At 64.0% G+C, this 25,220-nt stretch carries 27 protein-coding genes; 13 read left to right on the top strand and 14 right to left on the bottom strand.

Translation table 11 applies throughout. From position 1 onward, the window contains the following. Nucleotides 1–2: 2 nt before the first annotated feature. Nucleotides 3–692: a 4'-phosphopantetheinyl transferase family protein gene (locus VSX56_RS14525; RefSeq protein ID WP_350938132.1), complete on the top strand. Its 690-nt coding sequence runs from the start codon at nt 3–5 to the stop codon at nt 690–692. Here the strand turns inward: VSX56_RS14525 and VSX56_RS14520 are convergent. Next, nucleotides 680–1,075 carry a (R)-mandelonitrile lyase gene (locus tag VSX56_RS14520; RefSeq protein ID WP_339115566.1) on the bottom strand — a complete coding sequence of 132 codons (396 nt, stop codon included), beginning with the start codon at nt 1,073–1,075 and terminating at the stop codon, nt 680–682. The genes VSX56_RS14525 and VSX56_RS14520 overlap by 13 nt on opposite strands. A 124-nt stretch (nt 1,076–1,199) precedes the next feature. After that, a complete protein-coding gene (locus VSX56_RS14515; protein ID WP_350938129.1) occupies nt 1,200–2,273 on the bottom strand; it encodes an alpha/beta hydrolase in 1,074 nt (357 codons plus the stop codon). Between the two features lie 172 nt (nt 2,274–2,445). Between VSX56_RS14515 and VSX56_RS14510 the strand changes: the two genes are divergently transcribed. Beyond that, complete coding sequence (locus VSX56_RS14510; RefSeq protein WP_350938127.1) at nt 2,446–3,339, top strand: LysR family transcriptional regulator; 894 nt, start codon at nt 2,446–2,448, stop codon at nt 3,337–3,339. A 21-nt stretch (nt 3,340–3,360) separates the two neighbouring features. Here VSX56_RS14510 and betI read toward each other — a convergent pair whose 3' ends face one another. After that, nucleotides 3,361–4,017 carry a transcriptional regulator BetI gene (gene betI / locus VSX56_RS14505; RefSeq protein ID WP_350938125.1) on the bottom strand — a complete coding sequence of 219 codons (657 nt, stop codon included), beginning with the start codon at nt 4,015–4,017 and terminating at the stop codon, nt 3,361–3,363. A gap of 127 nt (nt 4,018–4,144) precedes the next feature. Here betI and choX point away from each other — a divergent pair, with 127 nt between their 5' ends. Both choX and VSX56_RS14495 read left to right on the top strand, forming a co-directional pair. After that, complete coding sequence (choX, locus tag VSX56_RS14500; RefSeq protein WP_350938123.1) at nt 4,145–5,068, top strand: choline ABC transporter substrate-binding protein; 924 nt, start codon at nt 4,145–4,147, stop codon at nt 5,066–5,068. Continuing rightward, nucleotides 5,065–5,991, top strand: coding sequence for an alpha/beta fold hydrolase (locus VSX56_RS14495; protein ID WP_350938121.1), 927 nt, complete (start codon nt 5,065–5,067; stop codon nt 5,989–5,991). Before choX ends, VSX56_RS14495 begins: the two co-directional genes overlap by 4 nt. Nucleotides 5,992–6,040: 49 nt before the next feature. Here VSX56_RS14495 and VSX56_RS14490 read toward each other — a convergent pair whose 3' ends face one another. Next, nucleotides 6,041–6,931 carry a helix-turn-helix domain-containing protein gene (locus VSX56_RS14490; protein WP_350938119.1) on the bottom strand — a complete coding sequence of 297 codons (891 nt, stop codon included), beginning with the start codon at nt 6,929–6,931 and terminating at the stop codon, nt 6,041–6,043. A 124-nt stretch (nt 6,932–7,055) separates the two neighbouring features. On the opposite strand from VSX56_RS14490, the gene VSX56_RS14485 reads away from it, so the two are divergent. From VSX56_RS14485 to pobA, 4 genes are read left to right on the top strand one after another with little or no spacing between them, the layout of a single operon-like run. Then, entirely contained in the window at nt 7,056–8,090 is a 1,035-nt protein-coding gene (locus VSX56_RS14485; RefSeq protein WP_350938117.1) for a TRAP transporter substrate-binding protein, read from the top strand. Between the two features lie 3 nt (nt 8,091–8,093). Further along, entirely contained in the window at nt 8,094–8,603 is a 510-nt protein-coding gene (locus VSX56_RS14480) for a TRAP transporter small permease (RefSeq protein ID WP_350938114.1), read from the top strand. Then, complete coding sequence (locus VSX56_RS14475) at nt 8,593–9,978, top strand: TRAP transporter large permease (RefSeq protein ID WP_339115575.1); 1,386 nt, start codon at nt 8,593–8,595, stop codon at nt 9,976–9,978. The genes VSX56_RS14480 and VSX56_RS14475 overlap by 11 nt, the downstream gene beginning before the upstream one ends. Before the next feature lie 9 nt (nt 9,979–9,987). Then, nucleotides 9,988–11,163 (top strand): 4-hydroxybenzoate 3-monooxygenase, encoded by a 1,176-nt coding sequence (gene pobA, locus VSX56_RS14470; RefSeq protein ID WP_350938111.1) that lies wholly within the window; start codon nt 9,988–9,990, stop codon nt 11,161–11,163. Nucleotides 11,164–11,169: 6 nt separating this feature from the next. Here pobA and VSX56_RS14465 read toward each other — a convergent pair whose 3' ends face one another. Then, nucleotides 11,170–11,487, bottom strand: a complete 318-nt coding sequence (locus VSX56_RS14465) for an ArsR/SmtB family transcription factor (protein WP_339115576.1) — start codon at nt 11,485–11,487, stop codon at nt 11,170–11,172. A gap of 74 nt (nt 11,488–11,561) precedes the next feature. On the opposite strand from VSX56_RS14465, the gene VSX56_RS14460 reads away from it, so the two are divergent. The 5 genes from VSX56_RS14460 to VSX56_RS14440 all read left to right on the top strand — a co-directional run bounded on the left by VSX56_RS14460 (nt 11,562) and on the right by VSX56_RS14440 (nt 16,618). Then, a complete protein-coding gene (locus VSX56_RS14460) occupies nt 11,562–12,752 on the top strand; it encodes an MFS transporter (RefSeq protein ID WP_350938109.1) in 1,191 nt (396 codons plus the stop codon). A 164-nt stretch (nt 12,753–12,916) separates the two neighbouring features. Next, nucleotides 12,917–13,819, top strand: a complete 903-nt coding sequence (gene osmF, locus VSX56_RS14455; protein WP_350938107.1) for a glycine betaine ABC transporter substrate-binding protein OsmF — start codon at nt 12,917–12,919, stop codon at nt 13,817–13,819. A gap of 4 nt (nt 13,820–13,823) precedes the next feature. Further along, entirely contained in the window at nt 13,824–14,972 is a 1,149-nt protein-coding gene (locus VSX56_RS14450) for an ABC transporter permease (protein WP_339115579.1), read from the top strand. 3 nt (nt 14,973–14,975) lie between these two features. After that, entirely contained in the window at nt 14,976–15,899 is a 924-nt protein-coding gene (locus VSX56_RS14445) for an ABC transporter ATP-binding protein (RefSeq protein WP_350938105.1), read from the top strand. Then, entirely contained in the window at nt 15,896–16,618 is a 723-nt protein-coding gene (locus VSX56_RS14440; RefSeq protein ID WP_350938103.1) for an ABC transporter permease, read from the top strand. Before VSX56_RS14445 ends, VSX56_RS14440 begins: the two co-directional genes overlap by 4 nt. Nucleotides 16,619–16,934: 316 nt before the next feature. Here the strand turns inward: VSX56_RS14440 and VSX56_RS14435 are convergent, their stop codons facing one another. The 9 genes from VSX56_RS14435 to VSX56_RS14395 form a co-directional block, all read right to left on the bottom strand. Next, nucleotides 16,935–18,317: an amidase gene (locus tag VSX56_RS14435; RefSeq protein WP_339115582.1), complete on the bottom strand. Its 1,383-nt coding sequence runs from the start codon at nt 18,315–18,317 to the stop codon at nt 16,935–16,937. A gap of 13 nt (nt 18,318–18,330) precedes the next feature. After that, entirely contained in the window at nt 18,331–19,068 is a 738-nt protein-coding gene (locus tag VSX56_RS14430; RefSeq protein WP_350938100.1) for an SDR family NAD(P)-dependent oxidoreductase, read from the bottom strand. A 9-nt stretch (nt 19,069–19,077) separates the two neighbouring features. Beyond that, nucleotides 19,078–19,803 (bottom strand): SDR family NAD(P)-dependent oxidoreductase, encoded by a 726-nt coding sequence (locus VSX56_RS14425; RefSeq protein ID WP_350938098.1) that lies wholly within the window; start codon nt 19,801–19,803, stop codon nt 19,078–19,080. Continuing rightward, the gene (locus tag VSX56_RS14420) at nt 19,800–20,618 is read right to left on the bottom strand and encodes a polysaccharide deacetylase family protein (RefSeq protein WP_339115585.1); all 819 of its coding nucleotides are present in this window, start codon (nt 20,616–20,618) and stop codon (nt 19,800–19,802) included. The genes VSX56_RS14425 and VSX56_RS14420 overlap by 4 nt, the downstream gene beginning before the upstream one ends. A 12-nt stretch (nt 20,619–20,630) precedes the next feature. After that, on the bottom strand, nt 20,631–21,419 hold the full coding sequence (locus tag VSX56_RS14415; RefSeq protein WP_350938095.1) for an ABC transporter permease: 789 nt from the start codon (nt 21,417–21,419) through the stop codon (nt 20,631–20,633). After that, entirely contained in the window at nt 21,416–22,273 is an 858-nt protein-coding gene (locus tag VSX56_RS14410) for an ABC transporter permease (RefSeq protein WP_350938093.1), read from the bottom strand. Before VSX56_RS14410 ends, VSX56_RS14415 begins: the two co-directional genes overlap by 4 nt. Next, nucleotides 22,270–23,325, bottom strand: coding sequence for an ABC transporter ATP-binding protein (locus VSX56_RS14405; protein ID WP_350938091.1), 1,056 nt, complete (start codon nt 23,323–23,325; stop codon nt 22,270–22,272). Before VSX56_RS14405 ends, VSX56_RS14410 begins: the two co-directional genes overlap by 4 nt. Before the next feature lie 88 nt (nt 23,326–23,413). Next, nucleotides 23,414–24,424 (bottom strand): ABC transporter substrate-binding protein, encoded by a 1,011-nt coding sequence (locus tag VSX56_RS14400; protein WP_339115589.1) that lies wholly within the window; start codon nt 24,422–24,424, stop codon nt 23,414–23,416. A 131-nt stretch (nt 24,425–24,555) separates the two neighbouring features. Then, the gene (locus tag VSX56_RS14395; protein ID WP_339115590.1) at nt 24,556–25,068 is read right to left on the bottom strand and encodes a MarR family winged helix-turn-helix transcriptional regulator; all 513 of its coding nucleotides are present in this window, start codon (nt 25,066–25,068) and stop codon (nt 24,556–24,558) included. Nucleotides 25,069–25,220: the final 152 nt, after the last annotated feature.

Below are 25,220 nucleotides of genomic sequence, written 5' to 3'. Positions count from 1 at the left end.
CCATGCGCCTGCCGCGACATGCCGACAGGCTCCTGTGCCGCCCCGATTCCATGACCATTCTACTGACAGGCCATGATGACGGTCCCGCGCATCTGCGTGCCGACAGGCTCGTGGCGCAGGGCCAACAGGCACTCGGCCTGCCCGCGAGCCGCGTGCCCTGCCGGCCCCGCGCGCCCCGCGACTGGCCTCCGGGCACGCGGGGCAGCCTCAGCCATTGGGGGCCATTCACGCTCTGTCTGCTCCATCGCGGGACCGGCTGCCATTGGGGGGTCGATATCGAAGGCGTGCCGGAGTGGCAGACCGCGCAAGACATCCTCTCGGTCGCGTTGGGCCCGTCCGAACGTGCGCTCCTCGATCATGGCAGCGATGCATTGCTCTGGCAGGCGGCTGCGGTCTTCTCGGCCAAGGAAAGCGTCTACAAGGCGGTCTATCCAAGTGTCGGGCGGGTGCTTGAATTCGATGCGATCCGGCTCGCCGCGCGGCCCTCGGGGGGGGCGCTCGTCTTCGCGCCCTCCGCAGAACTGCTCGCATTCTTTTCCGCAAGGCGCCGCATAACCGTGCCCGTCTTCCACCTCGGGGAGGCGGTCCTCAGCTTTTGCCGGATGGAAGATGCCCGCGCGGCGCGGGTGGATGACAAGGAACAGCCACCCGAAATCCGCGCTCCCCGTGCCTACCGCGATCAGGCACCGTAATCGGTATCGCTCACCTTCTCGAGCCATGTCACGGGGGAGCCGTCGATACTCTCCTGCACGGCAATATGGGACATGGCGGTTTGCGGTGCTGCCCCATGCCAGTGTTTCTCCCCTGCTGGGAAAAAGACCACATCGCCGGTGCTCACCTCCTCGACCGGCCCGCCCTCGCGCTGGACCCGCCCGCGCCCGAAGGTGATGATGATGGTCTGGCCTGCGGGATGGGTGTGCCATGCGGTTCGCGCGCCGGGCTCGAACGTGACATGGGCACCGCTCGTGCGGCCCGGTGCGTCGGCTTGGAACATCGGGTCGATGCGCACGGTGCCGGTGAAATAGGCCTCGGGGCCCGGAGCGGAGGGCGTGCTGCCTGCGCGGATGATTTTCATGGTTGTCTCCTCGGGTTGGATGGCGCGGAAAACCGCTCCACCGGATAGGGCTGCCCGCTGTGTTGCGGCGGGGCGTGCCCTGCATAGTTGCGGCCAGCCTGCGGGGAAGGCAAGCGGAGGGCGCTCAGGCCAGATGGGTCTCGAAGAAACCCTGAAGCCGGTCGAAGGGAATGATCTCCTTGCGGTCATAGAGGTCGACGTGATCTGCGCCCTCGATGATCACCAATTCCTTCGGTTCGGCCGCCCGCGCATAGGCATCTGCGCTGAAATAGCGCGAATGCGCCTCCGAGCCCGCGATGATCAGCGCCGGACGCGGCGAGATCTCGTCGAGATAGGTCAGCTGTGGCATATTCATGAAGGACAGGGGCGAGGTGGTGTTCCAGCCGCCATTCGAGTTGAGCGCGCGCGGATGATAGCCCCGATCCGTCTTGTAATAGCCATGGTACATGGCGATGACCGGATTATCGATCCCTTCCAGACTGTCGGGCAATCCGCCCGCCCGTTCCGGCGCCGCCTCCGAGGCCGCATCCTCCCAGCGCTGGCGGCTCATCGCCTCGAGGGCGGCCTGACGCGCCTCGCCGCTCATCGCATCGTTATAACCATGCGCCATCACGCGGCTCATGTCATACATGGAGGTCACCGCCACCGCCTTTACCCGCTTGTCGGGGGCGGCCGCATTCAGCGCCATGCCGCCAAAGCCGCAAATGCCGATGAGGCCGATCCGCTCGCGGTCGATTTCCGGCGCAAGGCCAAGGAAGTCGACCGCCGCCATGAAATCCTCGGTATTGATATCGGGCGAGGCCACATAGCGCGGCACACCGCCGCTCTCGCCGATATAGGACGGGTCGAAGGCCAGCGCCGCAAAGCCGCGCTCGGCCATCTCCTGCGCGTAAAGGCCTGCCGCCTGTTCCTTGACCGCGCCGAAAGGGCCGGCGATGGCAAGGGCGGGCAGCGCCCCACGGTGCTCCTTTGGCAGGTAGAGATCGCCCACCAACGCGATGCCGTAGCGGTTGGTAAAGGCGACCTTGCGGTGATCGACACGCGCGCTTCGGGGGAAGGTCTTGTCCCATTCGGGCGTGGCCTGCGCCAGCAGGGCCTCGGCACTCAGGGGGAGCATACCCAGGGCTGCGGCCCCGAGGCCCGCCCCCAGAAGAAGGTCGCGACGGGCGGGATCTGCGGGATCTGTGTGCTCGGTCATGGGAAACTCCATCATCATATTCGCTCTGCCCCCAATCTGGCGCGATCCGGACCGCTGGATAAGACCGCCATCAGGCATCTGTCCCATGAATTGGATTCATGAATTCGTGCAAGATTTGCGCTAGAACATCTGACAAACTGGTCACAGCACGACCGAACTTCAGGAGATATTCATGGACCGCGAACTGCTCGGAGATCTCTCGACCCTTCTGGCCGTCAGCGAGGAGGGCAATTTCACCCGCGCCGGACACCGGCTGGGCATCTCGCAATCCGCTGTCAGCCATACGATCCGGCGGCTCGAGGACCGGATCGGCGTCCGGCTCCTGAACCGCAGCGCGCGCAAGGTGACACCCACCGATGCGGGGGCGCAGCTTCTGGCGGCGCTTGCGCCAAGCTTCGCGCAGCTGGGCAACCGGATCGAGGAGATCCGCACCTTGGGCGAGCGCCCCTCGGGGCTGGTGCGCGTGACCTCGAGCGCGCCTGCCACGCGCGATTACCTCTGGCCGGTGGTCTCGCAGCTGGTGCGCGACTATCCCGAGGTGCGGATCGAGATCAGCAGCGACGGACGGCTCTCCGATCTGGCCGAGGACCGCTTCGATTGCGCAATCCGGCTGGGCGAGCATCTGAGCCCCGATATGATCGCGGTGCCGGTCGGGCCCCCGCTGGAAATGGCCGCCGTGGCCGCGTCCGATTATCTTTCACGCCGCGGCACCCCCCTCCATCCCGACGATCTGGAAGGGCATGACTGCCTTCTGATGCGTCACCGTGCCGATGGCCCTGTCTATGACTGGGAATTCGAGGCGGATGGCACCGAGATCGTGAAAAAGCTGACCGGCCCATTCATCCTCAACGATCCGGCTCTGGTGCGCGAGGCCGTGCGCGCCGGCCACGGCATCGGCTTCCTGCCGCTTCCGGAGGTCCGCGCCGATCTCGCGACCGGAGAGCTGCGGCGTGTGCTCGCGGAGTTCTGTCCGGCCTTTGCGGGCTATCACCTGTGCTATATGGGCCGGCACAACCTCAGCTCGGCCCTGAGGCTGCTGATCGACCGGCTGCGGTTCAGAAGCTGACGGGCGGCAGAACCGCCCCCATCAGTCCGTGATCCCCTTGGACAGCATTAGCACACGGCAGGCCTCGGCCATGCTCTGGCGCGCGGCACGGCGCTCGGGCGTATCCGCAAAGCGCGCATCGAGAAGAAGTTCGATCTGGTCACGGGCGTCCTTTACCGTCATCCCGCCGAGGCTCAATCCGCACCGCATCCAGACACCATCTATTACGGAAATCAGCGCATCGGTCATGCCTTCGGCGGTCTGCGCCTCGGACAGGCTGCGCAGGGGGCCGATCAGATTGCTGCGGGTGCGGGCATAGATCACCGTCTGGATACGCTGATATTGCCGGTTATAGGGCACGGCCGCGCTGAGCGACATCCAGCCCTGCGCGATCGAGGGGCGGAACGCACGAGGCGAGAGGTTGGCTTCGACCACCGCATAGATCCGCTGCCACGGATTTCGCGCCACTTTCATCAGCGCCGAAACCTCGTCACGCAGGGCGCTGTTGCCATGACGCAAGGCCGCCTCAAGCAGATCGTCCTTATTGCCGAAATAATGCAGCACACTGGCTTTCGAGACCCCCGCCTCCTCGGCCACGCGCGCAAGCGTCGTGCCCGCCATGCCGTAACGCGCAAGGCATTGATGCGCGGCTCGGGCAAATTCGCGGCGCCGGATCTGCGATAACGGTCTGCGTCCCAAAAGCAGCCCTCCTTCTTATATCGGGACGTTTTCGGTAGAGTAGATTGACCGCGAGGTCAACTTATCTTAACAATGCGTATATTGACCGCAGAGTCATCTTATAGACCACAGGATAGGATATACGAATATGATGACCGCCAGAGCGGCGCTCGCTGCCAGCGCTTTCCTTGCCTCCGCCACCTTTGCACAAGCCGATTGCAGCAAGGTCCAGCTCGCCGAGCCGGGCTGGACCGATACGGCCCTGACCTCGGGCATCGCGCAGGTTCTTCTCGAACAGCTGGGCTATAGTGCCAATGTCGAGCTGCTGAGCATCCCGATCATCTACCAGTTCATGGCCAAGAAGGATGTCGATGCCTTCCTCGGATACTGGGATCCGGCGATGGTGCAGTATTACAAGCCGTTCAAGGAAGATGGCTCGGTCGTGACGGTCACCCAGAATCTCGAGGGCGCCAAATATACCTGGGCCGTGCCATCCTATGTCTATGAGGCGGGCGTGCATGATTTCGCCGATATCGCCGCGCATGGCGACGAATTCGACCACAAGCTCTACGGCCTCTCGCCGGGATCGAATGACAGCATGATCGACGCGCGCGACAATGGTGGCTTCGGTCTTGAGGACTGGCAGATCGTCGAAAGCTCCGAGCAGGGCATGCTCGCGCAGGTGGAAAGCGATGTGAAACGCGGCAAATGGATCGTGTTCATGGGCTGGGCGCCGCATCCGATGAATGCGGAGTTCGACATGCGCTACCTGACGGGCGGTGACAAGTTCTACGGCCCCGATTTTGGTGGTGCCACTGTTCATACACAGTTCCGCAAAGACTATGCGGAGGAATGCCCCAATACCGGCAAGCTGCTCTCGCAGCTCAAGTTCACGGTCGATATGGAGAATATCGGCATGGGCTATATCCTCAATGACGGCATGTCACCGACCGAGGCGGCCCGCAAGCTGCTCGGCGAGCATAGCGATATGCTGGAGGGCTGGCTGGCGGGCGTAACCACCCGCGACGGCAACCCCGCATTGCCGGCCGTCAGGGAAGGGCTCGGGCTGTGAGCGAGGCGGCAGACCGTTTCGCGCAGGTCAACGGGGTCCGTCTGTGCTACCGCATGGACGGCCCTGCCGATGCGCCTGCCATCTTTCTGGTCACCGGCCTCGGGATGCAACTGACGGAATGGCCCGAAACACTGGTCGCAGGTTTGGCCCGGAACTTCCGCGTGATCCGGCCCGACAATCGCGATATGGGCCTCTCGCAGCGGATGGGACAGCCCTTTGCGCAGGTGCCCGAGGGGTTTCGCTGGATCAGCCGCCATGCCATAGCTGCCCCCTATCACCTTAGCGATATGGCCGATGATGTGCTGGCGCTGGCCGATCATCTGGGCATCGGGCGCTTTGCCTGTGCAGGTTTCTCGATGGGCGGCATGATCGCGCAGCATGTCGCGATGCGGGCGCCTGAGCGGGTGACGGCGCTTGTGTCGCTGTCGAGCGCGGATGGCGAGCCGGTGGCCGAAGGCACCCCCGAGAACACCGTGATGATCGAGCGCTTCTTCCTGCTGCCCCCCGATCGCGCGGGCCAGATGCAGACCTATTGCGAGAGCGCCGAATATTACTCGGGCGGAACGATGCTTGCCGATGATCCGCGGACGCGGGCGGGGGCGAAGGCGCTGCTCGACCGGTCCGATCTGGGCGGGGGCGATGGCGGCGGCTACCTGCGACAGGCCATGGCCATCACCGACAGCCCCGATTGGGTGAGCGGTCTGGGCCGGCTCGACCTGCCGGCGCTTGTGGTCCATGGGACAACCGATCCCTGCCTTCCCTTGCAGCTGGGCCAGCAGGCGGCCTCGCGCATTCCGAACGCCGGTCTGCGGATCTATGAGGGTCTGGGTCACTGGATCTCGGAAGAGGTCGTGGGGGATCTGTGTGACTGGTTCGAGGACACACTGTGCACGACCTCCGCGCAGGCGCAGGATCAGTGCTGACTACCCCGGATAAGTGGTGGCCCATCGGGCCGCCACCCGCCCCGATCCATCAGGGGCGCCCCTCGCCACTGCGCCGGAACGCATTCGGGGTCATCCCTATGGTCTTGGTGAATGTGCGGCTGAAATAGGTGATATCGGCAAAGCCCGAACGCTGCGCCACATCCTGCACCGAGAGCCGCGTATAGGCCAAGAGGCGCTTGGCCTCCAGCATCCGGCGCTTGCGGATCAGCTCGTTGGGCGAGGTGCCGAGGATACGCCGGCATACGCGTGTCAGATGCGGCGGCGAGACGGCCATGGCGCGGGCGTAGTCGGGGATCGGCATGCTCTGGGTAAAATGCGCCTCGACCAGCTCGCAAAATGCCTGCGCCTGCAGCTCGTGACGGTTCATCTCGCTATGGAACGCGGTGCCGCCGACCGGCGCGATCCGGCGCAACTCCCCGATCAGCGACAGGAGCGTTGCTTGGGTCAATGCCCCCAGAAGCGCCGCCCGCTCGCTGCCCATCGAGTGGTAGACATCCCTGATCTGGCGCAACAACATATCGATCGCCTCGAAACGCTGCGCAGCGGGGCCGGTCAGGATCCCGCCCGAGACCTGCATAACCTGCCGGAGCTTGTCGAGCACTGGCGGCGCGATCTCGGCCACGGGGATGGAAAGCACATCCCCGTCGATCGCCTCGGGGAAGCGGAACCCGTGCGGCGTCTCGGGCGGCACCAGCAGCACCAGCGGCGTGCTACTGTGATACTCCAGCTCGCCAATCCGCAGCCGCACTCCCGCCGTGCGGAACAAAAAGACCTGCACGAGTTTCGCATGGCGGTGGAGCCGGATCGTCCAGTCATTCTTGCTCGAACGCTCGAAGATCGTCTCGTGATGGATCGGGTCGGTAAACGCCCCCGAGAGCAGTTCGCCATAGAGTTCGTAGATCGGGATCATCCGCGACATGACATCCCCTTTTTCGCTCCTCCGGACCAGATTGATCGAATAATACAAATTTTTGTTCGCCACGTCCATTCCACGCCAGCCCTGAAAAAGGTGATCCTCGATCCATATTTATGGGAGGAGAACCATGAAACTAACACGTCTACCCGCATTGGGTCTGGCGACGGCTTTTGGCGCGCTGATGGCCGCCGGAGCGCAGGCGCAGGATTTCCAGTTTTCGATCCACCATTTCCTGAGCCCCAAGGCCCCCGTGCAGACGCTCCTGCTCGAGCCATGGGCGAAATCGGTGGAAGAGGCCTCCGGCGGGCGCATCCATTTCGAGATCTTTCCGTCGATGGCGCTTGGAGGGGCGCCGCCCGAGCTTTATTCGCAGGTGCGTGACGGGGTGGTCGATCTGGCATGGACCCTGCCCGGCTATACGCCCGGCACCTTCCCGCGTCTCGAGGTCTTCGAGCTACCCGATGTCCATGGCGGCGATGCCCGCGCGACCAATCTGGCCATTCAGGACATGATGGGCGATCTGGCCGAGGATTTCAAAGATGTGCATCCGATCCTCGTGCATGTGCATGCCGGCAACGCGCTGCATCTGGCAAGTGGTTCCATCGACGGGGTCGCGGGGTTCAAGGGGCTGAAGGTCCGCAGCCCCTCGCGCACCGGAGCCTGGGTGCTCGAGGAGCTGGGCGCCGAACCGGTGGCGATGCCCGTGCCCGCCCTGCCGCAAGCCCTCTCGAAAAAGGTTGTGGATGGCGCGCTGGTGCCCTTCGAGGTGGCCATTCCGCTGGGCCTGTCGGAGCTGACCGAGACCACGATCGAGCTGGATCAGGGGCACCGTTTCGGCACATCGACTTTCCTTTTCGCGATGAACAAGGACGCATGGGCATCGCTCCCGCCCGATCTGCAGAAAGTGATTGATGACCATTCCGGCGCGGCACTGGCCGAGGAGATGGGCGCGGCATGGAACGAGATCGAGCCGGTTGGCGTGAAGATGGCCGAAGAGGCTGGCAACAGCGTCATCGCGCTCTCGCCCGAAGCCTCGTCCGAGTTCGACGCCCCCTTCTCCGCCGTCGCCGCCCGCTGGACCAAGGAGGCCGACGGGCTGGGGATCGACGGTGACGCGCTGATCGAAAAAGCCAGAACTGCCGTTGCAAGCCATAGCGAGTAACCCATGACCAAGAGATCCCTTTTCCACGGGGTCATCGCGGCTTGGGCAGTGACGGGCGGCCTCGTGCTGCTCGTCATTGTTGGCGCGACGGCTCTCAATGCAGCCGGTTTTCTGGCCGATATGATCGCGGGGCTCTGGGGCGGCGATGTCGCGGGACTGTCGGGCTACGAGGATGGCGTGAGCATGCTGGCCGGCGTCGCAGGGCTTGCAATGTTCCCCTATTGCCAGCTCCATCACGGCCATGCGGCGGTCGATGTCTTCATGGACAAGGCGCCCCGCTGGGCCAACCGGCTGGTCACGCTTTTCTCGGGGCTGGTGGTTACGGCCATCGCACTCTGGATGGCCTATATGCTGGTGCTGGGCACGCTGGAAACCCGCAGCGACAATGTGGAAACCGCCGTTTTGGGCTGGCCTGTCTGGATCTTCATGCCCACGGCCGTGATCTCCTGCCTGCTCTGGGCACTGGCGGCTTTGATGGAAACCTTTGCACCGGAGATGCCCCATGGCGCCTGAATTGATCGGCCTTCTGGGGCTTGGCGGGCTGTTCGCCCTGATCCTGCTCCGCATTCCGGTGGCGCTGGCTATGCTGCTGACGGGCATCATCGGCACCTATGCACTGAGCCTCGCCTCACCCTTTGTAAAATTCGCGCCCTATCTGAAACAGTTCAAGACCGCGCTGTGGAACTCGGTGGCCAATTACGATCTCTCGGTCGTGCCGCTCTTCGTGCTGATGGGCTATCTCGCCGCCGAAACCGGCCTGTCGCGTGATCTGTTCCAAGGGTTGGCGGTGCTCACCCGCCGGATCCGTGGCGGGGTCGCAATGGCCACGATCCTTGCCTGTGGCGGCTTCGGCGCAGTCAGCGGCTCCTCCATCGCCACCGCCTCGACCATGTCACGCGTAGCCCTGCCGGAATTGCGGCGGCTGAAATATGACGAGGGTCTGGCGACCGGCGTTCTGGCGGCCGGCGGCACGCTGGGCATCCTGATCCCGCCCTCGGTGGCGCTGGTAATCTATGCCATCGTGGTCGAGGCGTCGATCCTCGAGATGTTCCGCGCAGCGATCCTGCCGGGTCTTATGGCAGTGGTGCTGTTTCTGGTGGTGATCCGCCTGCGCATCGCCCGCAACCCCGCGCTTGTGCCCCCACTGACCGAGATCCCTGCCGCGCAGGTGCGCCACGCGATCCACAGACTGGCCCCTGTGGCCGCGATCTTCGGCACGATCATTCTCGGCCTCGGCATGGGGCTCTTCACGCCGACACCGGCGGCCGCGATCGGGGTGTTCCTGATCCTTGTCTACGGGCTCGTGTTGCGGCGGTTCTCGGACGAGGACGGGCTGACATGGGCACGGCTGAAGGACGCGCTACTCGCCACAGCCAAAACCGCCGCGATGATCTATTTCATCCTCTTCTCGGCGGATATCCTGAAGGGCTTTTTTGCCCGCACGGGGCTGCCATCGGCGCTCTCGGACTGGGCGGCGGCCTCCACGCTCGATCCCTATGTGATCCTCGTGGCGATGCTGGTGGCGCTGATCATCCTCGGCTGTTTCATGGAGAGCCTGTCGATGATCCTCGTGGTGGTGCCTTTCTTCTGGCCGGTGCTCGTCGAGCTGAATGGCGGAGATTACATCACCGCCGAAACCGCCGCCTTCGGCATGGGCAATGCCGATCTGAAGATATGGTTCGGCATCCTTGCGCTGATTGTCGTCGAGCTGGGGCTGATTACCCCGCCCGTTGGCATGAATGTGTTTGTCATAAAATCCTTCTCTCCGCAGACGCCAATCACCCGCATTTTTGCAGGTGTCGCGCCTTTCTTCGCCATCGAACTGGTCCGTGTCGGCCTGCTGGTGCTTGTGCCCGGCCTGTCGCTGGCGCTGACCCGACTATTCTGAGGTCTCCCCATGAACACGATCAAAACCCAAATCTGCATCATCGGCGCGGGGCCGAGTGGCCTTCTGCTGGCCCAGCTTCTGGCCAATGCGGGCGTCGATACCATGGTTCTCGACCGCAAGGACCGCGCCTATATCGAGGGCCGCATTCGTGCCGGTATCCTTGAATGGGGCACGGTGACCACACTCGAGGAGGCGGGCGTAGCCGAGCGGCTCCACCGCGAGGGCATCGCCCATGACGGGTTCGAGCTGGCCTTCGAGGGTGAGCGTCACCGGATCGACCTGAAGGGGCTGACCGGTCAGCAGGTCATGGTCTATGGCCAGACCGAAATCACCAGGGATCTCTTCGACAAGCGGACCGAAGAGGGGCAGATTTTTTATTATAATGTGGAGGATGTGACCCTCGACGGGCTCAAAAGCGGCGACCCCAGTGTCGGCTTCACACAGAACGGCAACCGATATGAGGTCTCTTGTGATTTCATCGCGGGCTGTGATGGCTATCATGGTGTCTCGCGGCAGGCGATCCCGGCCGATATTCTCAAGACCTACGAGCGTGTCTACCCGTTCGGCTGGCTGGGGATCCTGGTCGATCAGCCCCCCGTCGCGCATGAACTGATCTATGCCAACCATGCGCGCGGCTTCGCGCTGGCCTCCATGCGCTCGCAGACGCGCTCGCGCTATTATGTGCAATGCGATCTGTCGGATCGGGTGGAGGACTGGTCCGATGACCGGTTCTGGGAGGAATTCTCCAACCGTCTGGGGCCTGCGGCCGACGGGCTGCGCACCGGCCCGTCTTTTGAAAAATCCATCGCCCCCCTGCGTTCCTTCGTCGCCGAACCGATGCGGTATGGCGCGCTCTTTCTTGCCGGCGATGCGGCCCATATCGTGCCGCCCACCGGCGCCAAGGGGCTCAATGCCGCCGTGGCGGATGTACGGCTGCTGTCGCGGGCCTTCGTTGCGCATTACGAGGGCGATGACACGCGGCTTGAGGCCTATTCGGCAAAGGCGCTCGACCGCGTCTGGAAATGCGAGCGCTTCTCGTGGCAACTCTCCACGCTGATGCACCAGTTCCCCGAAGGCAGCCCCTTCGAGAAGCGCATGCAGCAGGCCGATTTCCACTATATCGCGGGCTCCGAGGCCGCTTCGCGCTCGATTGCCGAGAACTATGTGGGGCTGCCGCTGGAATAGGCCGCCTCAGGGCGCGTTCAACACCGCGTCGAGCAAGCCGGGGAAGCGTTCGTCAAGCTCCTCGCGCCGGATCGACAGGACGCGCCCGCGCCCTTTGGGCAGGTTGAGAATGATGCCCGCCTCGCGCAGCACCTTCATCAGATGCGATTTGGTCGATTTGGGGATATCGGGGTCCGTCAGATGACACCGCGCCATCTCGAGCGGACCATCGGCCAGTTGCCGCACGATATCGAGACGTGCCGGATCGCTCAGCGCGAACAGAACGGTCTCGAGGCGCAGCTCGTCCTTGGCGGGATGGGGTAGATCTGTCGGTGTCTCACTCATGGTTCGAATATAGTTGAACCATCGAAGGATGCAACCTAGGTAAGGTTCGAAGAGATTCGAACCAAGGAGCCCCCATGTTTGCCATCCGCCAGCCCCTTGCCAGACCGGCAAGCTTTACCCTCGCGGCACTCGGCAGCGCGCTCGTTATGGCCAGCGCCAGTGCTCCCTCGCCATTCTACCCCCAACTTCAGGCCCAGATCGGGTTCTCGCCTGTGGTTCTCACCGGTATTTTCGCCATCTATGCGATCACGCTTCTGGCGACCCTGTTGACCTTCGGCTCGGCCTCCGACCATCTCGGCCGCAGACCGATGCTCTCGTTGGGCTTCCTGCTTCTGGCGGTCTTCGCGCTGATCTTCTCGCAGGCCCATAGCGTGGGCGGGCTCGTACTGGCCCGTGCCCTGCAGGGGGTGGCGGGCGGATTGCTTCTTTCGACCCTCTCTGCGGCCATCGTCGATCTGGAACCCACCGACAGGCCCGGCCTTGCCGCGATCTGCAATTCGACGCTGCCGCTTGCGGGGCTTGCACTTGGCGCGCTGCTGGCAGGAGGGGCGATCGATATGTCCTCGCTGGCGCTGCATCCGTTCTTCATCGGGCTTTCGCTGATCAGCGTGCTCTTTGCCGCAGGCGTCTGGCTCTGGCCCGAAACCTCGCCACGCCATGAAGGCCTTGTCTCCGCGCTGCGCCCGCGTGTGCGGATACCGGACAACGCGCGGCCCGTCTTCTGGCGCGTGGCCCCTGCCCTTTTTGCCACATGGGCCACGGGCGGGTTCTACCTCTCGCTCGGCGTATCGATCTCGAGCCATGTCTTCGGCCTGACCCACGGGCTGGAACAGGGGGCCGTCGTCACCGCGCTGGCCGGAACCGGCGCCGCAGCCTGCTTCTTTGCACGGCATATCTCGGCCTCCGCGACCCTGCGTCTGGGGATCGTGGCACTGGCTTCGGGCACACTCCTGACGCTGATTGCGGTACAACAGGGCAGTCTCTGGGCTTATCTCGTGGCGCTGCCCTTTGCGGGGATCGGGTTCGGCACCTGTTTTTATGGCGCGGTCCGCTCGCTGGCACCGCTGGCCGAACCCCATGAGCGGGGTGAGCTTTTCGCGGCCATCTTCACGCTCAGCTATCTGGCCTTCGGCGTGCCCGTGGTCATCGCCGGTGCCCTCGTCAGCACATTCGGGCTGACCACGACCACCATCGGCTATGGCGTGGTCATCATCGCCATGGCGCTGATCGCTATGTGTGCCAGATCTGACGCGCAGGGCCGCTAACGGTGCCTTTTCCTGCAACGCCTACGCCCCTACCGCCACGGCGGTGAGGCTTTTTTTCCGACAGATCGCTTGGAAAACCGCGCATCGTTCCTACAATTACCTGTGAGCCGGGTGCGATATGCCCTGACCCACCGCCCCATCGACCTCAGGCGCAGGAGCCACTCATGACGTCCAAATTCCTCGTTGCCGCCGCGCTTGTGGCAGGCTTCACCTCCACCGCGCAGGCCGATATCACGGTCTCCTCGAAGATCGACACCGAGGGCGGGCTCTTGGGCAATATCATCGCGCTCGCGCTCGAGAATGCGGGATTGCCCGTCGAGCGGCGCCTGCAACTGGGCGGCACCCAGATCGTGCGCGAGGCGATCAAGGCCGGCCAGATCGATATTTATCCCGAATATACCGGCAATGCGGCCTTCTTCCATAACGAGGCGGGCAGCGATGTCTGGAAGGATCCGGCTTCGGCCCATGACCGTGCCGCCGAGCTTGATGCGCCCGATGGCATCACCTGGCTCGACAGCGCGCCCGCCAACAACACATGGGCCATCGCGGTCACGGGCCCTGTGGCGCAAGCCAACGATCTGGCGAGCATGAGCGATTTCGGGGCATGGGTCGCGGATGGCGGCGAGGTCAAACTGGCCGCCTCGACCGAATTCGTCTCCTCGCCCGGCGTGTTGCCCGCGATGCAGAGGACCTATGGCTTCACCCTGACGCCCGACCAGACGGTAATCCTGTCGGGCGGTGATACGGCGGCGACCATTCAGGCGGCGGCCCGCGGCACCTCGGGCGTCAATGCGGCCATGGTCTATGGCACCGATGGCGGCGTGGGGGCCACGGGGCTTGTGGTGATGGCGGATGACAAGGGCGTGCAGCCCGTCTACGAGCCCACCCCGATCCTCCGCACCGAGGTGCTCGACGACTATCCCTCGATCCCCGCGATCCTGAACCCGATCTTCGACAAGCTGGACATGACAACGCTGCAAAAGCTCAACGGCCGCATTCAGGTGGGGGGCGAGCCGGCCGAGGCCGTGGCGCGCGACTATCTGACCCAGACGGGTGTGCTGGGCTAAGGCCATGGCGCGGGTCTCTCCCGCCGGTCTGGTCTTCGCGCTTGCCGGTGGCGGGCTGCTCTGTCTGCCCTTCATGACCATCGCGGCCAATCGTATCGTGGCGGGTGAGGGCGTGCGCCTCTGGACGCTAGGGCTCTGGGGGGCAACATCCGGGATGGCTCTGGCGCTTGTTGCGGGGCTGTCACCGCGCCCTGCCCTGCGGCTTGCAGGCGGGGCGCTGGGGCTTGGGTGCCTTGTCTGGGCAGTCTCGCAAGGCAGCGCCGATCTGCTGGCCGATGCCGGTGATTATGCGCGCAGCGGGCCTGCCGCGGGGGTCTGGGGATTACTGGCGGTCTTTGCCCTCCTGATGGTCGATGCGCTCAACGCAATGCGTCCGCGCGCCCTGATGCGCGCGCTCCTGCTCGTTGCGGGCGGCGTGGCGGTGGCCACGGTGCTCTCCTCTGGCTGGCTTGCGGGTCTGTCCATCGCGCAGGAATATAGCGCAAGATCTGCCGCATTCTGGCAGGCGCTCCTGCGCCATCTGCAACTGGCGCTCGGCTCGCTTGTGGTGGCCAGCTCTCTCGGCTTCCCGTTGGGGCTCCTGTGCCATCGCCATGCGGGGCTCCGGCGGCTCCTTCTGCCGATGCTAGGGTTTTTGCAGACCATCCCCTCGCTTGCGATGTTCGGGATCATGATCCCGCTTCTGGCGGGGCTTGCCACTGCCGCGCCCGTTCTGGCGGGGCTGGGGATCGCGGGCATCGGCTTTGCGCCTGCCTTTGTGGCGTTGGTGCTCTATGCGCTCCTGCCGGTGGTGGGCAATACCGTCGCGGGGCTCGAAGCGGTGCCACCTGCTACGGCCGAGGCCGCACGCGGTATCGGGCTTTCCGCGCGCCAACGCCTGTGGCAGGTCGAGCTGCCTCTAGGATTGCCGGTGCTGCTGGCCGGTCTCCGTATCGTCATGGTGCAGAATATCGGCTTGGCGGTGATTGCGGGGCTGATCGGCGGCGGGGGCTTTGGCGGGTTCGTGTTCCAGGGCCTCAACCAGACCGCTACAGACCTGATCTTGCTGGGCGCGCTGCCCACGGTGGCGCTGGCGCTGGTGGCCGCAATTGTCATGGATATCGCCGTCGAGCTGGCCAGCCCGCGCTCCGCCACCCGACCGGCAGAAGGCTGAACAATGATCGAGATCACCAATCTGACCAAACGCTTCGGCCCCGATCTTGCGGTGGATGCCGTCTCGATGGTGGTCGAGACCGGCACGATCACCACCATCGTGGGCACCTCCGGCTCGGGCAAGAGCACGCTTTTGCGCATGATCAACCGCCTCGAGGAACCCAGCTCCGGCGAGGTCCGCCTCAATGGCGACCCGACCCACAGGATGAAACCGCATCTGCTGCGCCGCCGGATCGGCTATGCCATTCAGGGCCACGGCCTGTTCCCGCATCACACGGTCGCGCGCAATATCGGCGCGGTGCCGCGGCTCCTGGGCTGGCCCAATGTCAAGATCCGCGCGCGGGTGGACGAGCTGCTGGATCTCTTCTCGCTGCCACCCGAGACCTTCCGTGACCGCTATCCGGCCGAGCTGTCGGGCGGGCAGCAGCAGCGCGTGGGTGTGGCCCGTGCGCTGGCCTCGCGCCCCGATCTTCTACTGATGGACGAGCCATTCGGCGCGCTCGACCCGATCATCCGCCAGCGCGCGCAGGAGGATCTGGCCCGCATCCAGCGCCAGCTGGGATCCACGATCATTCTCGTCACCCATGATATGGACGAGGCGATCCGGCTGGGGGACCGGGTGGCGGTGATGGATGGCGGCAGGTTGATCCAGTATGCGCCGCCCGCCGAGATTATCGCCCATCCCGCAAGCGCTTTTGTGGCCGATATGCTGGGCGATCTGGACCGTCCGCTGCGCCGTCTGTCCCTGATGCGGGTCGCCGAGATCGTGCAGGCGGGCGAGGCGGCGGGGCCAGCCGTTAGCCCCGAGGCCTCCCTGCGCGAGGCGCTGTCGCTCTGCCTCTGGTCGGGGCGCGAGGCGCTGCCCGTGACCGGCGGAGGCGTCGTCACGCTCGCGGCGATCCGCGCGCGCGCCGAGGCCCCCGCATGAAGGCCGGATGGGTCCTGCGCCCCGCGCTCTACGCGCTCTTGCTGGCGATGGTGCTCCGGCCCGCGTGGTTCGCGCCGCTTCTGGCGCCGCTTGCCCCGCAGGGTGGGCCAGTGATTTACGAACGTGCATCGCTTCTGTCGCTGACCCTCAGCCAGCTGGGGCTCGTGGCGCTGGCCTCGGGATGTGCCACGGTGGTCGCGGTGGGACTTGCTATCTTTGTCACGCGTAAGGCGGGCGCAGGGTTTCTGCCGCTTTCGAGAATGCTGGCCAATATCGGCCAAACCTTCCCGCCGGTGGCCGTATTGGCGCTCGCCGTGCCTGCCATGGGCTTTGGCGCGGGGCCGACACTGGTGGCGCTTTTCCTCTACGGGCTTCTGCCGATTTTCGATAACGCGGTGACGGGACTACAAAACCTGCCCTCCGTCACGATGGAGGCCGCACGCGGTATCGGGCTGTCGCCTCGCCAGCGCCTGATCTCGGTCGAACTCCCCCTTGCGGCACCGGTCATCCTGACAGGGGTGCGCTTGTCGGTGGTGATCGCGCTCGGCACCGCCACGATCGGCTCGACGGTGGCCGCGCGCACGCTGGGAGAAGTGATCATCGCGGGACTTCTGACCAATAACACCGCATTCGTCGTGCAGGGTGGCGTGATCACAGGCCTATTGGCGCTTCTTATCCATGACGGGCTGATGCTGGCGGAGAGGCGGCTGCGCCGGTAGTCTGAAACGCTTGGCATGACCTACGGCGCGACCGATACGCAGAGAACGCTCTGCCTTGCAGGCACCATGCGCCACGGGCCGCGCCCCGCGCACTCGCCGATCACCGCTGTAACGGGTCACCCGGGGTGCAGGCGTTGCTATGGCAGCCACCGGTGAGGACGCCTTTGCCGCAGAAACAGGTGCAAAACGCCACGGGCTCGCCGGAGGCATGCCGTCCAGCCATAGACGGGCCGCGCCGACACGGCAGAACGCTCTGCAGTAGAAACGGCCGGAGAGGCGCTCGAGCGGGCCTGCGCGCGCCCCAGGGAAAAGCGTCTCAGACGCGACTGACCGCCAGAAGCGTCTCGACCTGCGCCGCGAGCTGCAACAGGAAACGGTCCTGATACCATGGGCCCATGATCTGCAAGCCGATGGGCAGACCCGACGCGGTCCGGCCACAGGGCATGGAGATCGCCGGATGGCCCGTGAGGTTGAGCGGATAGGTGAAGGGATACCACGCACCACGGATCGGCCCGCGATTGCCCGCAATCTCCACATCGCCCGAACTGTCGACCGTGATCGGGATGGCTGGTGCGGTCAGCACGGGCGAGACGATGACATCGCATCGCGCCAGAACCTCCTGCAGCGCGTTAAAGGTTCTGGTGCGCTCGAAGCTTGCCTGCGACATATCAAAGGCTGAAAGATCGCGCCCCTCGATGATGCGCACCAGAAGGCTCGGATCCATATCATTACCATGGCGCGCAACATGCGCGCCCATCCGCGCGGACAGCCCCGACCGCAGCACAGTCAGGAAAGCGGGCTCCACCGCACGCAGATCGATCTCGATCTCCTCGATCTCGGCACCTTCCCGCGCCATGGCGTCGATGGCGGCACGGGTGGCCGCCGCGGTTTCGGGCTCGACCTGCGCACCGCCATTGGGGAGCCAGCCGACCCGCAGCCCCTTGAACCCCGCGAAGGGCTTGACCACGGGCAGCGCCCCCTGCCCCCAGGGATCGCGCGGATCGAAACCCGCCATCGTCTCGAAGAAGAGCGCCGTATCTTCCACGTCGCGCGCCATAGGCCCGACATAGGAATTGGCGCCGAACAGATCGGGCAGCGACAGATGCGGGATCATACCCAGCGTGGGCTTGAGCCCGACAATGCCGCAACAGGCCGCCGGAATACGGATCGAGCCCCCGCCATCGGAGCCGATGGAGAGCGGGCCCATCCCGGCCGCCACGGCCACCGCCGAGCCCGAAGAGGAGGCCCCCGGTGTGCGGTCGGGATGGGTCGGATGGAGCGTGCGCCCCGAAAGCGGCGATGTCGCTTCGGGTTTATGTCCGAATTCGGGAGTCGTGGTCTTGCCGATCAGGATGCCCCCTGCCCCGCGCGCGCGCGCAACCGACACGCCATCTTCCTTGGGCACATTCTGTGAAAAGATCTTCGAGCCCTGCGTGGTGCGCACACCCTCGGTTGCGATCAGGTCCTTGACCGAGAAAGGCACGCCTTCGAGAGGTCGGGCCGCGCCTTTCGCGATACGGGCCTCCGCCGCACGGGCCTCTGCAAGCGCGCGCTCGGGGCAGAGCGTCACAAAGGCGTTCAGCTCGGCGCGCGCCTCGATCCGGTCGAACGCCGCCTGCACGGCCTCTACCGGCGAGATCTCGCGCGCGGCAATGGCGCGTGCCTGCGCCACGGCGCTCAGATCGGCAATATCTGTCATCAGGTCCTCGGTTCTAGAGCATGTTGCGACCGCCGTTGATGGCGATCGTCTGTCCGGTAATGAAACGCGCCTCGGCGGAGGCGAGATAGGCCACAAGCCCAGCAACCTCCTCGGGCTGCGCGATGAAGCCTGCAGGCGTGGCAGCCACCAACGCATCGAGCGTCGCGCGCGGGATGCGGTTATGCGCCTCGGTCGCGATGGCCCCGGGACAGACGGCATTGACTGTCACACCATGCGGGGCCAGCTCCTGTGCGAGCGCGCGGGTAAAGCCCACGATGCCCATCTTGGCCGCCGCGTAATCCGACAGACGCAGATCGCCAGAGAGCGCCGCATCGCTGGACATATTTATGATCCGCCCCGCGCCCCGTATCTTCATCTGCGGCCCGATAAGACGGCAGGCCCGCATGGTGGAGAGCAGGTTGATCTCCATGACAAAGCGCCAGACCTCCTCCTCGCTTTCGCAAAAGAGCGCAGAGCGCTCGCGCCCTGATTGACCGAGATTGTTGAACAGGATATCGACCGGGCCGAACTCGGCCTCGACCTGTGCCACGGCTTCCGCCAGCGCCGCTCCGTCAGTGCCATCGAAGGCCAGCGACAGCCAACCCTTATGCGCCTCTGCAGGCGCTTCGGCGGGGTGGAGGTCGAATACGGCCACCCGTGCGCCCTCGGCGGCAAAGCGCCGCGCTGTCGCTCCGCCAATGCCACCGGCACCGCCGGTGACAAGCACGGTCTTGTTGTGGAAACGCTGCATTAAAGTGCCTCAATAGAAGGTGCGTCCGCCATCTACCGCCAGCGTGGAGCCGGTGATATGACAGGCGGCGGGACCGGCAAGAAAGACGATCGCTTCGGCCAACTCCTCGGGCTGCGCGATCCGGCGCAGCGCATAGCGGTCGCGGATCTCCGAGAGCTTCGTCTGCGGATCGGGAGCGTTGGCCCATGACTGGTCGAACAGATCGCTATGGACCGCGCCCGGGCAGACGGTGTTTACGCGGATACCCTCCTCGGCCCAATCCAGCGCCAAGGATTTCGACAGCATCACGAGACCCGCTTTGGACGCACAATAGGCCGCGCGATCGGGGATGGGCTTGAGCCCCGCCCCCGAAGACACATTGACAATCGCACCATGACCGGACGCCGCCAGATAGGGGAAGGCCGCACGCGCGGTCCGCATAGGCCCCGAGAGATTGACCGAAAGAAGATGCGACCAGTCGTCGTCATTTCCCGCCTCGCTCGGGGTCTCGAGGTCGATCCCTGCCGAATTGACAAGGATATCGATCCCGCCAAGCGCGCGCGCGGCGCTCTCCATAGCGGCCTCCACCGCGCTTGCGTCGGCGAGATCGGCCCTCGCACAGGCGAAAGGCGCGGCGTCATTCCGGTCAATGATAAATACCTGCGCGCCGCGCCCCTCCAGCATCAGGGCCGTCGCCCGGCCGATGCCGGCCGATCCACCCACGATGACCGCGCGATATCCGGCAAACATGCTCATGCATCAGCCTTCATCTGCGCCGCCATATCGGCGGAGATCCGGTCACAGCGGTCGATCCAGACATTATCGTGTTTGCGGATATGCTGGATGAAACGGTCGAGCACGATGGCCCCCGAGGGCTGGCCGATGAATTCGGGATGCATGGCAGTGACCATCATCCGGTCTTCGGCATAAAGCGTGTCAAACTCCCAGCTCCATGTGTCCACCACCTGGGGCGGCGAGGTGATCGTGCGGCCCGGCAGGATCTTGGCGAACTGGAAATAGGGGCTGTCGGTATTGATGTAGCGGAAGGGCAGCTCCACACAATCGATGGGCGCGCCGCGCACCTTAAGGAAATAAGGCGCATCGTCATCAAAGAAATTCGACGAGTAGGAGAACCCGTATTCCTTGATCAGATCCATGGTCACATCGGTCACTTCGGCGGCCGGGCTGCGCCAGCCGCGCGGCGCCTCGCCCGTGGCCTTGATGATCGCCTGTTGCGCCAGTTCCATCTCCTCGCGCTCTTCCTCGGGGGTCAGCGTCACGATCCAGCGGTGGGTATGACTGTGATGGGCAATCTCGTGACCGTCTTTCAGCAGCGCCTCGATCACTTCGGGATGCGCCTCCACGACCTGCCCGGGCACGAAGAAGGTGGAGGTGATCTCGTGGCGTTTGAGCACGTCCATCACCCGCCAGACCCCGCGTTTCCAGCCATAGGCGCCCTGCGACATCAGGATCGGGCGTTTATGGGCGTCGGGGTCGCGGGCGGTCCACATCGTCTCGCAGTCGAGATCGAAGGTCAGCATCATCGGGAAGCCTTTGGAGGTAAAGCTCATAATCTCTCCAATTCAGAAAAAGCGGGTGAAGGAGACCCATTTCTGGGCCAGAACAAGAACGATGGCGGTGCCCAGCACCAGAAGCGTCGAGGCCGCCGCGATCGAGGGATCAACGCCATGCTCGACGGAGGCGAAAATCTTGGTCGGCAGCGTCGTCTCGCGCGGGGTCAGCAGGAAGATGGTGACCGGCACATTGTCGAGCGAGGTGACAAAGGAAAAGATCCCGCCTGCCACCAGACCCGGTTTCAGAAGCGGCAGCGTCACCAGCCGGAAGGCGGTGAAGCGGTCCGAGCCGAGCACCATAGCCGCTTCCTCGAGCTGCGGATTGAGGCCGGTGAGCGAGGACATGGCCGAGCGCACCACATAGGGCAGCGTGATCAGAACATGCGCGAGCATCAGGACCCAGAACTGTCCGCGCAGCCCCATCAGGAAAATGAACTGCAGCAGCGCCACCCCGATCACCACCGCGGGAAAGACCAGCGGCGCCATTACAAGTGACAGGATCAGATCGCGCCCGCGCACCAGCCGGTGATGGAGCGCATAACTCGCCGCGGTCCCCAGCAGGATCGACAGCGCCGTGGCCCCTGCCGCCAGTGTAAGACTGGTGGAGATCGCGCGCTGATAGCCACGATCGGTCAGCACTTCGGCAAACCAATCGAGCGTCCAGCCCTGCGGTGGCACCGTGAGGTAGCTCGTCTTGGTAAAGGAGGCCAGCACCACCACGACAGTGGGCGCATTCATGAACACCAGCACGAGAAGGGCGAAAAGCGTGAGCAAAAGCGAGGATTTACGCGGGATCATGCCTGTAATCCTTTCGTATAGCGGGCCGCCAGACGGTTTGCGCCCCAGATGAGCCCGAGCGTGATCGCCGTCAGGATGAAGGCAAGCGCCGCCCCTGCAGGCCAGTTCAGATTGGTCATGAACTCGTCATAGATCTGGGTCGCCATGACCTTGTAGGTCGGGCCGCCCAGCATGCGCGGGGTCACCAGCGCCGAAATGCTGAGAACGAAGACGAGGATCGAGCCGGTGATGATACCGGGCAAGGCCAGCGGCACGATAATGGTGAAGAACGCCCGCCCCCGTGACGCCTTGAGCCCGAGGGCCGCTGCTTCGACATCGGCGGGAATGTTCTGTAGCGCCGGCACCAGAAGCAGCACCATGAACGGCAGATAGATTTGCGTCAGCCCGATCACCACACCCAGCAGGTTATACATCAGATCGAGCGGACCGGAGATCAGCCCGAAGGATTCGAGTGTCTCGTTGACGACCCCATTGGGCGAGAGCAGCACCATCCAGCCAAAGGAGCGCACGACGATATTGCAAAGCAGCGGGAATATCACCAGCAGGATCGTCACCGTTTGAACCGCAGGACGGGCGCGCAGGATGAACAGCGCCAGCGGGAAGCCCAGCACCAGCGTTGCCAGCGTCACCACCAGCCCCAGAAACAGCGTCCGCAGCATGATCTCGATATAGAAGCCGTCGCTCAGGACCGAGAAATAATTGCCGAGCGTCCAGTCGGCACCGATGCCGCTGCCTGCCGTATAATTGCGCAGGCTCATCAACCCCATCAACAGGGTCGGAGCCAGAAAGAACAGCAATAGAAGCGCGGTCACGGGCAGAACCAGCCCCGCACCCAGCCAACGCGAGGACGTCATGCCACACCCTCCGCCTGCGCCACGAAGATCCGGTCGGGGGCGATATCGAGCGCCACCTGCGTGCCAGGCACCAGATTGGCCAACGGTCCGCGCGAATTGACCCGTGCCAGCACCTCGATCCCCTGCCCCAGCGCGATCACATATTGCACATGCGCGCCCTCGAAGATACGCAGGCTGATCGTGCCCGCAAGCGGCCCCTCGGCCCCCGGCACGAGATGGATATCCTCCTGCCGCAGGGTGACCGATACCGCCATGCCCTCGGTCAGGGGCCGGTCCAGATCCAGTTCTACCCCATGGGCAAGCGCGACACGGCCGCCGCGCACCTGCCCCGACAACTTGTTGGGACTGCCGACAAAGCCCGAGACAAATCCGTTGGCCGGGCGGAAATAGACATCCTCGGGGCTCGCGAATTGCTGGATATCGCCGCCCGACATCAGGCAGATCCGGTCGGAAAGGCTCATGGCCTCATGCTGGTCATGGGTGACAAAGAGCGAGGTGATCTTCAGCTCGGCCTGCAGGCGCTTGATCTCGATCTGCATCTCCTCGCGCAGCTGTGCATCCAGATTGGAGAGCGGTTCGTCGAACAGCAGGATCGAGGGGCGCGGTGCGATGGACCGGGCCAGCGCCACGCGCTGCTGCTGACCACCCGACAACTGGCGCGGATAGCGCGCGCCATGCTGGCCCAGACGGACCCGCTCGAGGGCCTCTCCCACCCGCATGTCCAGCTCGCGCCCGCTGACCTTCTGGCGGCGCAACCCGAAAGCGACATTCTCATGCACCGTCAGATGCGGAAACAGCGCATAGCTCTGGAAGACCAGCCCGATATTGCGTTTGTTAGGCGGCAGGCGGGTCACGTCCTGATCGCCGAACAGAATCTGCCCCCCGCTCGGGTCCAGAAGCCCCGCGATCATGCGCAGAATCGTCGTCTTACCGCAGCCCGACGGCCCGAGAAGAGAAACAAACTCCCCTTGTCCGACCTCCAGAGAAACCGAATTCACGACGGTCAGATCGTCATATCGTTTGGTGAGGTTCTTGATTGAAAGTGAGGACACGGCGGTCTCCGTAGGGCTTCAGGTCATGCGCCCCCTGCCCGCCCGATTGCGGGCAGGGGGATAAGGTAAACAAGGTAAAAAAGTTGGCTTAGCGGGTGATCTCGCGCTGCCAGCGCGCCCGCCAGTCGCCGACATTTGCCGCGACCTTCTCGGGATCGGGGAAATAGAGCGTCGGATAAACTGCGGTAGGCACCGCTTCGGCGGCTGCCCCCTCGAGTTTGGTGTCGGGGTTCACGGGGCCTTCATACATCTTCTCGGCCAGACAGGATTGCGCCTCGGGCGAGAGTATCTCGTTGATGAACTTGTAGGCGCCCTCGGGATTGGCAGCGCCTTTAGGGATCACCAGCGTCACATTGATCCCGATCCCGCCTTCTTCGGGATAGGCGATCTTCACCGGAACGCCGCTGGCTGCAGCAGAGGCGGTGCGGTCGCTATACCACGGCGCCATTGCGATCTCGCCACGCTCGAACATGCCGATCAGCTGATCTGCCTGCGTGTAATAGGCTTGTACATCCGGCGCGAGCTTGGCGATTGCCTCAAATCCGGGATCAAGATTATCAATGCTGCCGCCATTCATCCGCGCCGCCGCGATCAGGAAATGCACGCCCGAGGTGCCCGAAATATCCGGTAGAGCGATTTTTCCCTTATAGGCCGGATCAAAGATCGCGCTCCAGCTGGTGGGCGGGGTTTTCACCAGTTTGGGGTTATAAGCGATAGCGGTCGCGGCCCACATGAACTGCACGAAGCTGTCCGCAGGCCCCCAGACCTTGGGATCGAGCTTAGCCGAATTGGACAGTTTCGCATGATCGAGCGGCTCGACCAGCCCTTCCGAGCCCAGCTGCGTGGCAAAGGAATTGTCGATGTAAAGAACGTCGAAATCGCTGTGACCACCGGTCGCGCGCACCATCGAGGCGAATTGTGAGGAACTGCCTTCCTGCGTGATGACCTCATCACCCGTGGCTTTCTCGAAGGGCGCAATATGGCATTGCGCCACCGCCTCGCCAAACGAGCCCCCGAACGTGCCCACCACAACATCCTCCGCCAGAGCCGGCGTGGCAACGGCTGCGAGAATCGCGCCGAAAACTGCAAACTGTTTCATCTTGATCCCTGTTGTCGGTTTTTATGGGTCAAACCTGCGACGAGGAGATCGTTCTGTCTAGATTTATCTTTTGTGAAAGATAAACAAAAGGCAAGTAGAGTGGACCTGCCTGTTATTTACACATTATGCCCTCAGGAATGCGCGTTAAGGAGCAGCACACGCCGCAGAAGGTTCTCGAGTTGCTGACGCTCCTCCGGCGAGAGCATCCGCACGAAATCGCGCTCGGCCTGTGCCTGCGGTGGCATGGTCCTGTCGGCCAATGCACACCCTTCGGGCGTCAGTTTCACCAGCACACCGCGCCCATCGCTAGGGTCGACCTCGCGTGTCACCAGCCCCTTGGCTTCGAGCCGGGCGATCTGGTTGGAGAGCCCGCCAGACGTGACCACCAAGGTCGCCTGTAACGACTTCGGTGTCATCGCATAGGGGGCACCGCTCGCGCGCAGGGTCGCTAGAATGGCATAGGTGCCATATTTGATCCCATGCCCATGCAGCACGCCGTTCATCCGGTCGTTGACGGCTTCGGCCAACCGCAGGATCCGCCCGGTGATCTGCTTGCCAGAGGTATCCAGATAGGGGACCTCCTCCGTCCAGAGCGAGATCGCCTCGTCTACAAAGTCACGTTCCTCATCGACAGAATAGGCCATCTGGATTTCCAATAAATTATCTTTTCTTAAAGATACCATCACGTAAATATGCGCCATTTTCAAGCAAACTCCGCATCCTTTTCCTATTGGCTCATCCTCTGTCGGCGGCGGCTGCCCGCCAGAACAGCATCGCTCTGGCGAAGGGGATGGAT

It is taken from the genome of Thioclava kandeliae (assembly GCF_040297545.1).
In the GTDB taxonomy this organism is placed as follows: domain Bacteria; phylum Pseudomonadota; class Alphaproteobacteria; order Rhodobacterales; family Rhodobacteraceae; genus Thioclava; species Thioclava kandeliae.
Note: the sequence above shows the minus strand (reverse complement) of the source record. Positions and strands in the feature narration are given on the sequence as shown.